Source organism: Tenacibaculum pelagium (assembly GCF_014062345.1).
In the GTDB taxonomy this organism is placed as follows: Bacteria; Bacteroidota; Bacteroidia; order Flavobacteriales; family Flavobacteriaceae; genus Polaribacter; species Polaribacter pelagius.
On the sequence record NZ_JACGLS010000001.1, the window covers coordinates 282,356 to 294,542 of the forward strand.

General features: G+C 28.8%; 13 protein-coding genes. 5 read left to right on the top strand and 8 right to left on the bottom strand.

Going from position 1 to position 12,187, the window contains the following annotated elements:
• From H3Z83_RS01320 to H3Z83_RS01335, 4 genes are all read left to right on the top strand, one after another.
• The gene (locus tag H3Z83_RS01320; protein ID WP_182123678.1) at nt 1-420 is read left to right on the top strand and encodes a DUF5606 family protein; all 420 of its coding nucleotides are present in this window, start codon (nt 1-3) and stop codon (nt 418-420) included.
• 94 nt (nt 421-514) lie between these two features.
• Nucleotides 515-1,294, top strand: coding sequence for a nucleoside triphosphate pyrophosphohydrolase (gene mazG, locus H3Z83_RS01325; RefSeq protein ID WP_182123679.1), 780 nt, complete (start codon nt 515-517; stop codon nt 1,292-1,294).
• Nucleotides 1,295-1,332: 38 nt separating this feature from the next.
• A complete protein-coding gene (locus H3Z83_RS01330; protein WP_182123680.1) occupies nt 1,333-2,058 on the top strand; it encodes a (S)-benzoin forming benzil reductase in 726 nt (241 codons plus the stop codon).
• Nucleotides 2,059-2,277: 219 nt separating this feature from the next.
• The gene (locus H3Z83_RS01335; RefSeq protein WP_182123681.1) at nt 2,278-2,979 is read left to right on the top strand and encodes a DUF3667 domain-containing protein; all 702 of its coding nucleotides are present in this window, start codon (nt 2,278-2,280) and stop codon (nt 2,977-2,979) included.
• 60 nt (nt 2,980-3,039) lie between these two features.
• Here the strand turns inward: H3Z83_RS01335 and H3Z83_RS01340 are convergent, their stop codons facing one another.
• The 7 genes from H3Z83_RS01340 to H3Z83_RS01370 form a co-directional block, all read right to left on the bottom strand.
• Nucleotides 3,040-3,648, bottom strand: coding sequence for an alpha-ketoglutarate-dependent dioxygenase AlkB family protein (locus tag H3Z83_RS01340; RefSeq protein WP_182123682.1), 609 nt, complete (start codon nt 3,646-3,648; stop codon nt 3,040-3,042).
• A 60-nt stretch (nt 3,649-3,708) separates the two neighbouring features.
• Nucleotides 3,709-4,905: a hypothetical protein gene (locus H3Z83_RS01345; RefSeq protein WP_182123683.1), complete on the bottom strand. Its 1,197-nt coding sequence runs from the start codon at nt 4,903-4,905 to the stop codon at nt 3,709-3,711.
• A gap of 86 nt (nt 4,906-4,991) precedes the next feature.
• The gene (locus H3Z83_RS01350; protein ID WP_182123684.1) at nt 4,992-7,430 is read right to left on the bottom strand and encodes a M1 family metallopeptidase; all 2,439 of its coding nucleotides are present in this window, start codon (nt 7,428-7,430) and stop codon (nt 4,992-4,994) included.
• A gap of 119 nt (nt 7,431-7,549) precedes the next feature.
• Nucleotides 7,550-8,131 (bottom strand): DUF4252 domain-containing protein, encoded by a 582-nt coding sequence (locus H3Z83_RS01355; protein ID WP_182123685.1) that lies wholly within the window; start codon nt 8,129-8,131, stop codon nt 7,550-7,552.
• A gap of 61 nt (nt 8,132-8,192) precedes the next feature.
• Nucleotides 8,193-8,696 (bottom strand): DUF4252 domain-containing protein, encoded by a 504-nt coding sequence (locus H3Z83_RS01360; RefSeq protein ID WP_182123686.1) that lies wholly within the window; start codon nt 8,694-8,696, stop codon nt 8,193-8,195.
• A 12-nt stretch (nt 8,697-8,708) separates the two neighbouring features.
• Nucleotides 8,709-9,188 carry a hypothetical protein gene (locus H3Z83_RS01365; protein ID WP_182123687.1) on the bottom strand — a complete coding sequence of 160 codons (480 nt, stop codon included), beginning with the start codon at nt 9,186-9,188 and terminating at the stop codon, nt 8,709-8,711.
• A complete protein-coding gene (locus tag H3Z83_RS01370; protein ID WP_182123688.1) occupies nt 9,175-9,684 on the bottom strand; it encodes an RNA polymerase sigma factor in 510 nt (169 codons plus the stop codon). Before H3Z83_RS01370 ends, H3Z83_RS01365 begins: the two co-directional genes overlap by 14 nt.
• A 159-nt stretch (nt 9,685-9,843) precedes the next feature.
• Here H3Z83_RS01370 and H3Z83_RS01375 point away from each other — a divergent pair, with 159 nt between their 5' ends.
• Nucleotides 9,844-11,295 (top strand): S41 family peptidase, encoded by a 1,452-nt coding sequence (locus H3Z83_RS01375; protein WP_182123689.1) that lies wholly within the window; start codon nt 9,844-9,846, stop codon nt 11,293-11,295.
• Here H3Z83_RS01375 and H3Z83_RS01380 read toward each other — a convergent pair.
• On the bottom strand, nt 11,292-12,185 hold the full coding sequence (locus H3Z83_RS01380; RefSeq protein WP_182123690.1) for a DUF72 domain-containing protein: 894 nt from the start codon (nt 12,183-12,185) through the stop codon (nt 11,292-11,294). The genes H3Z83_RS01375 and H3Z83_RS01380 overlap by 4 nt on opposite strands.
• Nucleotides 12,186-12,187 lie beyond the last annotated feature (2 nt).

The window sequence follows — 12,187 nt, forward strand, 5'->3', positions numbered from 1 at the left end:
ATGGAATTTAACAAAATTATTGCCGTAACTGGTAGACCAGGTTTATTTGAAATTTTATCTCAAACAAAAACAGGAGTAATCGTAAAATCTATCGTAGATGGTAAACGTTTTCCTATTACAGCTACACACAATGTTAGTTTATTAGAAAACATTGCTATTTATACGTACGAAACAGAAGTTCCTTTAGCTGAAGTTTTTAAAGCTATGGCAGATAAAACTGAAGGAAAAGAAGCTATTTCTCATAAAGAAAGTGGTAAAAAATTAGAAAGCTTTTTTGCTGAAGTTTTACCAGATTATGATAACGAAAGAGTATATACTTCTAACATTAAAAAAGTAGTACAGTGGTTTAATACTTTAGTAAAAGCTAATTTTGATTTTAGTACATTAGCTCAAGTAGCAACTACTGAAGAAGAAGAATAAAACAGTTCCTGTTATAGTTAAAACTGACTTCTTTAAGTTTTAAAAAGTTTGTTTTCTAACTTTAACAATAGTTTTAAACATTACAATTCGTTATATGAATACTCGTAAGGAACAATTAGACGCTTTTAATCGTTTGTTAGATATTATGGACGAACTTCGTGAGAAGTGTCCGTGGGATAAAAAACAAACTTTAGAAAGCTTACGTCATTTAACAATTGAAGAGACTTACGAATTAGCTGATGCTATTCTAGACAATGATTTAGAAGAAATAAAAAAAGAACTAGGCGATGTGCTTTTGCACATCGTCTTTTATGCTAAAATAGGAAGCGAAAAACAAGCTTTCGATATAGCCGATGTTGCCAATTCTATTTCAGATAAATTAATTGATCGTCACCCACATATTTACGGAGATGTTGTAGTTGAAAACGAAGAAGAAGTAAAACAAAATTGGGAAAAATTAAAACTAAAAGAAGGTAAAAATTCTGTTTTAGAAGGAGTTCCTAAAAGTTTGCCTGCGGTTGTAAAAGCCAATCGTATTCAAGATAAGGTGGCTGGTGTAGGCTTCGATTGGGAAGAGCCACATCAAGTTTGGGAAAAGGTTCAAGAAGAACTTGATGAACTAAATGAAGAAATAGAGAAAGGAAATCAAGAAAACATCGAAAAAGAGTTTGGTGATGTACTTTTCTCTATGATTAACTACGCACGTTTTATCAACGTAAACCCTGAAAATGCTTTAGAAAAAACGAATAAAAAATTTATCAATCGTTTTCAATACTTAGAAGAAGCTGCTAAAAAAGCAGGAAAAGATCTTTCTGATATGTCTTTAACAGAAATGGATGTTTTTTGGAATGAATCAAAAAAACTCTATAAGTAGATACTAGCTTCAAAAACACTTTTTAGTACCTTTACTCTATGAATATTATAATAATTACAGGAGGAAGTAAAGGAATTGGCAAAGCATTAGCTGAAAAGTATGCTCAAGAAAACTACAAAGTATATTCTTTATCTAGAAGTATTGTAGACTTACAAAACGTCACTCAAATTTCAGTTGATTTATCAGATACAAAAGCTACTCACAATACATTTAAAATGTTACTAGATGAAGTTAAAAAAAACGATATTTCATCCATAACATTGATTAATAATGCTGGTAGATTAGGCACTATTGCTAATATTGAAAACATTTCTTCTGAAGACATCACCAAAAGCATTCAACTAAACACCACCACTCCACTAATTTTATCTAGCTTATTTATTAAAGAAACACAACATTTAACATGTAAAAAACAGATTATCAATATATCTTCTGGCGCCGCAAAGAATCCTTACGAAGGTTGGTCTGTATATTGCACTTCTAAAGCAGCGATAGACATGATGACTAGAACCATATCCGCTGAACAAAATGAACTTAAAAATGGTATAAAATGCAATGCTATTTATCCTGGAGTTGTAGACACCAATATGCAAACTAATATTCGTAATACAGATGAAAAAGACTTTAAAAACTTACAACGTTTTATCGATTTAAAGAAGAATAACGAATTATACACACCTGAATTTGTTGCTGAGTCTATATATACCATAGATACTCAAAATAAGCTTAATAATGGAGATATTGTGGATATTAGAAGTTTTTAAAAAGACATTATTAAAATTACCCATCCTAAGTTATTACTTAATTATGAATTAACTTTCTTTGATTTGATTCTTAGCCTATTTTCTAATATCTTTCGCTAACAATTGAACATTAATCATTAAAAACGGATTTACATTTTCAAACAAGTTGTGTGTAATTAAAAAATAATACATTCTAGAATGAAACATTGGACTAAACTAGAAATACTAAAACTGAATTAAATGACTTGTATTTCTTGTAAAACTGAATTTAATACAAAATTTTGCCCTAATTGTGGAGAAAAATCTGAAATTAAAAAAATTACCTTAAAAACAATTTTTGAAGATGCTATTTCTTCTATTACAAATATGGATAAAGGATTTCTTTATAATTTAAAGACACTTTTCTTAAATCCTAAAAAAATATCAACCGATTATATTCTCGGGAAAAGAAAAGAAATACTTAACCCTATTTCTTTTTTAATTCTTTCTGTTTCAATTTATTTAATTGTAGAAGATTTATTACATATACCTAAAGAGAACACTGAAATTCATAATCTTCCTGAATTATACATTGGAAAAATAGCTTACGCTATGGGTAAATATATACATGTATACCTTAAATACTTTTGGATATTATCTATTATACCATTATCTATATCTACTCAATTAATTTTTCGGAAATATAATTTTATAGAACATCTAGCTATTAACTCATTTATTATTGCACAAGCTACTATTATAGGAATAGTTACTTTCCTTATTCTAAGAATAGATTTACCTATTAATCCTTTCGTATATCTATCAATATTATGGTTGGTTTATCAAGTATTTATGACAAAAAAAGATAAAATAGAAACATTTTTTATGTCATTTGCTGTCTTGGTAATATATATTTTATTGTTAATTATAATTGGTATTGGAATTGGACTAATTATGGTATAAAATACTTTTGTTAAATCATTTACCTTGGCCACATAATTATGTCAAATAATTAAAGAATAACTATCCCTCAATAGTTCTAAATGTTAAATTAATTCTTGGTTGGTGTTTCATTTTTGTAGGCGGTAAACGATGTAACCAATGAGTTTGTGTTTCATCTTTCATTACCAGTAAAGAACCATGTTCTAAAACTTTATAAACTGTTTCTTTTGTTTGTTTATGCTTAAATCCGAATTTACGTTCTGCTCCGAAACTTAATGAAGCTATTGCTCCATTTTCTTTTAAATCTTTTTCTCCATCCGAATGCCACGCCATTCCTTCTGAACCATCGTGATATAAGTTTAATAAACAGGAGTTATAAGTTTCGTTGGTTTCTTTTTCTACCAATGCTTTTAACTCTAATAATTCTTTGGTAAAAACTAGTGCTGTTTTTGTTCTGTTAGAATACGAGTATTCAAAAGGTTTTTCAGCATACCAAGCTACTTTACGTTTGGTGATTATTAGTTTTCCAAAAATAATTGCTTCATCATTTTTCCATTCGATATTATTTAAAAGATGCTCATAATAATTATTTGCTTTTTGCTTAGATAAAACAATTCCATAATAATTTACAGTACCATCTTTAGGTAATAAATTTACAGGTGATTCAGAAAATTGTGAGAATAAATCCATTATGATAAAAGTAAAAAACTCCTGCTATTTACAGGAGTTTTCTTACTTAATATTTAAATTTTAATTTCTAAACTTATTTCGTGTAATAATACGTTTGAGTTTTTCTTTTAAATCTCGTCCGGTATCATAGATCATTTGTTCGTTCGATGGAAAACGTTCTCGTCGTAATTGTGTTAAATTAAAAAACGAATCCTCTAGAGCTCTTCTATCGCCATCGTAATTTGCGTAAACATGTTCAAAAACAAATTCACTCTCTATTGGAAAACGTTCTAACAACTGATTATTTGCATTATTAATATATTTTACGACTCCAATGACCTTACTACTTTTAAACTGCGTAAATCGATAGAACTGACATCTTATCTTCTTAAACTTATCAACCTTAATCTTGTTACCTAAACTATCTTTTACAAATCCGCCATTATCATCTAATAAGTATTTATAACCGTCTTTAATTTGTTTCTCTTTAATGATTTCTTTTTCATGAATCTGTTCTGGCGAAACATCAATTCTTCTAAAGTTTAACTCCAAATCAAAATCATAACTAATTCGATTATCTCTTCTTGAATGATACTGTGTCCATAAATCATTTAAACCATACGTATCAATCGCTAATAAATCGTCTTCTAACCTTCTTGGAATAACTTGATGTGTGTCGTTATTTACAGATACAAAAACAAAATCGATTCCTTTTTGGTGTGCTTCTTCTATTAAAACTCTTGTGTCTTTATAATTAGAATTGATTTTATTTAAATATTGAAACTCATCGAAAGCTCTTCTATAATTCATTTTATTACGAGTTCCTTCTTTTAACAAGCTAACTGCATTTTCATATAAAGCTGCTGAATAATTTTCTTTAGCTTCTATAATTCTGTCATCGTAATTTACAATATCAAAATCGGCATTTCTACCAGAACGTAAAATTTTTAAAGGTAATAAAGGTTTTATCTTTTCTTGTCGGTTATTTAAACGCTGATATAATGTATAAATAGCTTCTAAATTATCAGGATGATTTTCTTTTTCTAAAAATGAAACCTTGGCTAAATCTCTATCCGTTGCTTTTTTAAATGCATCTCTAAGCATTACCACATAAGGCTGATTCTTTTCTTTAAACTTATTTTTAGCTAAGTTTTTTACTGATAAAGAAATTGCCTTATCATAGTTACCTGAATTAATCGCTTTTTCGGTAGATTTTACGCTACTACATGAAGAAATTATAATAGCAGTTAATAATAGTAGTAAAGTAGTTTTTCTCATGTTATTTTGGTTTCGATAGAAAAGACAAGTATTATGCCAAAACTAAGAATTCTATCACTTAAAAAATCAACTTTTATACTTTTAATTTACTCAAGCAGTTTAGCCATTGCAGTCTTAACAATTTCTACATTTCTTGCTCTATTTATAGGCTTAAATTCTTTTTGTTTTAAAACAATTTGGCGTAATAAATTTACACCTACCTGATCGAAATTATATTGCTTGTATTGAATTCCTTTAGAAACAATATCATCTGCTAAATTTTGAATAGCTTCTGAATTATTACTCTTTGCAATCTTATCGAAAGCTTTTTTGTACAAAGATTGTATTTTTTTATTCTGACTTAAAAACATTCCCGACATAACGTTACCTGCAATAAATGTTAGCTCATCATCATTTTTTTCTTCTAAATAAATACGAGTTAAAGGTGTAGCAATAATCTTTTTAACCTCAACTGGTAATGTTTTAGATTTTTGAATCGCTAATGCTTTATCTACATAATACATTCCCACTAACGACTTACCTAAAACCGAATATGATTTACTTTGTAGTCCTTTTTCGAAAACTGGTTTTAACTCTGGATCAGTTAATTTTCCTAAAGTTTCAATAGCAGAAGCTTGTACTAATGTTTTAAGATCATTCATTGCTATTTGTTTAATCTTAGCAATTACATTTTTCTTAGAATATTTATTTATTAAGTTGATGTTCTCTAAAGCTAAAATTCTGATTTTATAAAAATCATCACTCATTGCATTTGCAATTGCATTAAACGCTTTTTTATCATCTTGTCTTTGTGCAACTTCTAACAAAGCTTCTTTTCTATGCGCGTAATTATCTGCATATTTTAACTGATGAATATAATCGCTTAAAACTTTATTCTCTTTAATATCACATAGTAAAACACCATCAGCATTTACTTGAATTAAATTTGGTTGTTTTATAAATGGAAAGGTAAATGACGCATCTTTTCCTTCTACAAAAACATTATGACGTGTACGTTTTCCATCTTCAAAAATATCAATAGCAAAAGGGAATTTAAATTCATTTGCTTGATTTTGAATAACATTAACCGTTACTGTTTTTCTTAACTTATTATAATCGTAAGAAATCTCTAATTTAGGATGCCCGCTATTAAAATACCATTGATTAAAAAACCAGTTTAAATCTTTTCCGCTTATTTCCTCAAAAGCCAAACGCAATTGATGTGCTTCTCCAGTACTATATTTATGGTCGGTTAAGTATTTATTTAAGCCTGCATAAAAAGCTTCATCACCTAAATAATTACGCAACATGTGTAAGATTGCTCCCCCTTTGTTGTAACTAACAGCATCGAACATATCTTCTTTATCATCATAATTAAAACGTACTAAGTGCTTGTCATAATTTTGTCCACTTTTGTAACCTTCTATATCTTCTAATAAATGAGCATCTGCATTATCTTTTCCGTATTTATATTCTCTCCATAAATACTCACTGTAGTTAGCAAAACTTTCGTTTACTGTTAGGTTACTCCAGCTTTCTGCAGTAACTAAATCTCCAAACCAATGATGGAAAATTTCATGCGCAATTGTATTTTCTTGTACATTATCATCAATTAATTCACCAGGCATTTGGTATGCTTGTTCACCATGAATAACCGCAGTCGTATTTTCCATCGCGCCACTTATATAATCACGACCAACAATTTGGGCATATTTATTCCATGGATATTCGATTCCTGTTATTTTTGAGAAAAATTGAAGCATTTCTGGTGTATTACCAAAAATCTGTTTTGCAAAAGGTGCATACTTTTTCTCAACATAATAATCAACCGGAATATTCTTATAGGTATCTTTTACAATCTCATACTCTCCTACTCCCATAAAAAACAAATACGGAGCATGTTTTTGTGTAAAATTCCAATAATCAGTTCTTGTTCCGTTTGCATTTGCTGTTTGCTTCTCTAATTTTCCATTAGAAAGTGTTACAAACTTATTTGGAACAGTAATATAAATTTCTTGTGATGTTTTCTGATTTGGTGAATCTATTGTTGGAAACCAACAACTACTTGCTTCTGTTTCTCCTTGTGTCCAAACCTGTGTTGGTTTGTTTTTATCTAAACCTGTTGGATTGATAAAATACAATCCTTTAGCTGATGTTATTGCAGCACTTCCTTTTTGTTTTACTTTTTCTGGACGTGCTGTATATTTAATATAAACCGTAAAATCTTCTGTTCGTTTATACTTACGTGGTAAATCAATAATTAATTGAAAATCGTCATAATTATAATCTAAAGGCTGATTATTCATCGTTACTTTATGAATAATCATTGCTTTTGCATCTAAAGTTAATTTATCAGTTTCATAAAAATGAGGACTAAGAGTAATCCACTCTTCACCATTCAATTGTTTTTCTTTAAAATTAAAATCAACTTTAAGTTTTGTGTGAATTATATCGTGGATTTTATCTTTCTCTGCTTTATAACTTTGAGAAAAAAGAGCTAGTGCAAAAAGACAAACTAATAGTGTAAGGGTTTTCTGAAACTTCATAAAATCTTTTCTTTAGGTTTCAAAAATAGGAAAATCTATCGGGAGGCTTGTTAATGAGGCGTTAAAAAGAAAAGCCATCGCATATGCGATGGCCTAACATTATACTAAGTTTGCACTTTTTAACTCTTAGGAGCTATCATTAGTGTATCTGTTTGCATTTCTTTTCTAAAAAAGTCTTTAATTTTTACTAATCCTTCTCCAGTTTCTTCTGTCTTCACCTTCTGTAACATCTCCATCATTTTACCAGGATTCATTTTATCACCTAAAACTCTTGCTACTCCAACTCCAAATTCTTTCATATAAACCACAGCAATTACTTCTTTAATTGCATCTGCTTCACCCGAGTAATAAATTGTTCCTTTACCTCGCTTATCATTAACTCTCATCAATGGCTTATAATCGGTATTTTTCATTACCTCCTTTATTTTTTTAGCTTCTGATTTCATTTCAGTTTCTGAAGCTTTATTTTGAGGTAAAAAAGCGATATTAATTTTCTTGATAGAATTAAATGCTTCTTTCTCTTCTACAGAAACATTGTCTTGTATATAAGAACTTAATAAGCTTGCTGATAAATCTAAACGGAAGAATTGTTTTTTTTCTTGCGTTTCTATTAAATACCCTTGTAAGCTTTGTTCTTTTTTACAAGATGTAAAAAGAACAACTGCCATTAAAACGGTTAGTATGTATGCTTTTTTTATCATAGTTTGATTCATAGAAAAAGTATAACCAAATTGCTTCGGTTATACTTATGCTCTTTAATAATTATTTTTTCTTTTCGTAGTCATTAGCGATTTCTGCTAACTCGTTCATATTAATCTCTCCTAATAAGGATATTACTGTTGATGATGGCTTATCATCATTCTTGATAGATTTATTGCTTTTTACAAACATTAAAACTTCATTTACGATATCTTTATTTTTAGAGGCTTTAATATAAATTTTCACTCTATTTCCTTTGTCTTTAACACGAACTAACTGTGTCATTTTACCACTCTTAATTGCTGAGTTCACCATTCTTTCCATATCAGAAGCAATAGACATATTTTCTGTTGAAAAAACCTTTAACTCTTTTAAGCCTTTTGCGGTGTTAAACACTTTCATGTCTTTAGACTGTGCGTCTGGGAATTTTCTTAATAAATCGAAGGCGTCTTTAGTTACTACTACTGCAGATACATCATCTAAATCTTCTAATTTATCAAACATTCCTTGTGCATTTGCTGCTATTGTCGATAACATTAATGCGAATATAAATACTACTTTTTTCATCTTACTTTGGTTTTACTTGTTTACGTTTAAAATTTCGTTTGCTTTACTAAATGTATTTGGTAATGTGTTTAATTGTTGTACAGCGTTGCTACCTTTTGAAATGTTGTTTGAAACTGCATATAATGCTTCGTTTCCTTTGTTTAAATTGATTGAAACCATTTGCAATGCTTCTTTAATTTGTGCAAATTGTTTTCGTTGCTGATACTCTTTGTATTGTTCATTACCTATAAACACACTAAATAATAAGGCTACTGACGCTGCTACTGATAACCATTTCCAGTTCTTCTTAGTTTTCTCAGGTTTTAACTGAATGGTTTTAGTATAAGTTTCATCCTTACTTTGTTTAAAATAGTTAAACATCATACTGTACTCTTGCAAATGCGGTGCCACATTGTTCGAAGTAAAATACTGTTGTAGTATTTGTTCTTCTTGTAGCGTAGTTTCAGCGTCTAGATATTTATCTACTAATTTTTCTATGTTAGCTAACTCCATAGTTATGTTGTTTTATTAATTCTTGTCTTATTGTTTTTCTTGCTCTCGATAAAGCTACTCTAACAGCGGTTGGTTTCATGTCCACCATTTTACATATCTCATCAAAATCGTATTGTTCTATATCTCTTAATTGAATAATTATTTTTTGCTGTTCTGGTAATTTTTCAATTAATTCATGTACTTTATTTACAGTATCATTATGTTCTACTTTCTTATCTAAAGACGTTTCTTTTTCTTTATAATTACTATGAACTAAAGTTAAATTACTTGCTTGCTTTGATTTTAATCGATCATAACAATAATTTTTTGTCATGGTCATAGCAAACGCTTCTACATTTCTATAGTCAGATAACTTCTCTTTACTTCTCCATAATTTAAATAACAATTCTTGCGTAGCATCTTCAGCTTCTTCTGTAGAAACTAAAAGTCTTTTTGCTAAACGAAAGACTTTGTCTTTAAATGGTAGTACAACTTTTAAAAAGTCTGATTGGTTCATTGTTTAGTTGATTAATTTTGTAAACTTCATTTTAAAACTACGTCTTAATTATCAGGTTTACATAACTACGACGAAGTAGTTTCAAGTTTGTTACATCAATTATAAAAAAAATAATATTATTGATTAAATTGCGTTGGTATTATTACTAATATATTCCTTATGAAATTATTTAAAACAACTCTTATTTTATTTTTTTCAATATTAATTATTTCTTGCAGTAGTAAAGATGATACACCTGCTAATATTGAAGTACAGGATTTTGTTTGGAAAGGATTAAATGCATACTATTTGTGGCAAGATCAAATTCCTGATTTATCTGATAGACGTTTTAATAATGATCAAGAATTATATAGTTACTTATCAGGTTTTAACGATCCAAATAATTTATTTAATAGTTTATTGGTTGCTAATGATACTTTATCTAGACTAGTTGATGATCTTAATACCATCACAACTCCAGTTATAAGAAATAGTACAACTAATGGTCTTGAATTTGGTATTATTGCCGAACCAGGAAATGTCGACAATGTAATTGGCTATGTAACTCATATTTTGCCAAACTCTGATGCTTCAACCAAAAATATAGCTAGAGGTGAGTTTTTCTATGCCGTAGATAACACTCAATTAACAAGAGGAAATTTTGAATCTTTATTAATAAATGGCTCAAATAACTTTACGCTAAATATGGCTGATTTTAATGGAGTTACAATTACCCCAAATGCAAAAAATGTAGCTTTAGAAAAATTAAATCATGATTACTCTCCTATTTTTATGGAATCAGTAATTAATAATGGAGCGAACAATATCGCATATTTAATGTATAACAATGATTTTTCTACTAACTATTTAAATGATTTAAATAATACTTTTTTAAATTTTAAAAATCAATCAGTAAATCAATTAGTTTTAGATTTAAGGTATAATATCGGAGGAGGTAGTTTTGCTAAAAACATCACCAAAATTGGTTCGATGATTACAGGTCAATTTAAAGATGAAGTTTTTATAAGAGAACAATGGAATTCAAAAGCACAACCTTGGTTTGAAGCTAATCAACCTGACTCTCTATTAACTAAATTTACTGATAAATTAACACCTACTACTTTAATAAATAGTCTTAATTTAACTGATGTTTACATCATTTTAAACGGAAACAATTTTAGAGGCTCTTCTGCTATCGAACTTCTTGTTAATAGCTTAAAATCTCATATAAATGTGCATGTAATTGGAAATAACACAGCAGGACAAAACAAAGGATTAATTACTCTATATAATTCGGAAGATTATAACTTTTTAAATAAAAACAACAACCATACGTTTGCTTTACAACCTGTTGCCTTAACATATTTTAATAAAGATAATCAAACATATAATGATGGTATTACTGTAAATATGTCTCTTTGCCAAAATGAAGATGCTTTAAATCTTGGTATTTTAGGAGATAATACAGATCCTATTTTAAATAGAGTATTAAACTACATTACAACAGGAAGTGTTGGTGCAAATCCAACATGTAATGTCAATAATTTTGAATATTTATACAATTCAATAAGACCTCAAAGAGAAAACGATAGAGGTGTCTTTATTGAGCAAATACTACCTAATACTCATTAAAGTAAACTCATTTGTTGATTATTCTCTTCATTAGGTACTTTTAATTTAGTTCCTAACTCATTGTTTAGTTTTTTAATAAAGTATGCTGCCAATAAAGGAGATTCTACTTCTAAATTTTGATGGATAAAAAAATGAATGTTTTGCAAACCTAAATCTCTCCATTCTTTTAATCTCATAACCCAATCATCTAAACGAGTATAATCTGACGGATGATTAGCACCAACATAGCGTACAAAAGCTTCATTGTTTGTTAATCGCATATGTAACATATCTCTTCTTCCTGCTGTATCCACTAAAACATTTGCTATATTATTCTCTTCAAACAATTTAGTATAGTCGTTAAAAATTGCTTTATCCTCATACCAATCTTTATGTCTAAGTTCAATTGCTAAAGGAATTTCTTTAGGCCAACTCACTACAAAATTTTGAAGTGCATCAAAGTTTTTAGGGCCAAAATTAGAATGCATTTGTAAAAATATCGTTCCTAGTTTTTCTTGTAAGTGTGCAGAATTATCTAAATAAACATTTACAGTGTCTTGTACTCCTTGTAATCGTTTCCAATGACTTATTTCCTGCCCTATTTTTGGAAAAAACTTAAAATTATCAGGAGTCTTTAATTTCCATTTTTCAAATTGTTCAGCCGGGAATTGACGATAAAAAGTAGCATTCAACTCAATAGAGTTAAATTGTTTTGAATAATATTCTAATTCATCTTTTGTTCCTCTAGGATAAAATCCTTTTAAATCTGCTTTATTCCATTTAGCACAACCAACGTATACATTAGGAGCATCAACTTTATCATAAGAACTCAATAAATCAACAGTACTTTGATGAGTATTAGGTAACGAAAAATCTATTAATTCTGGATGATCTACTTTTCCAAATTTCATAT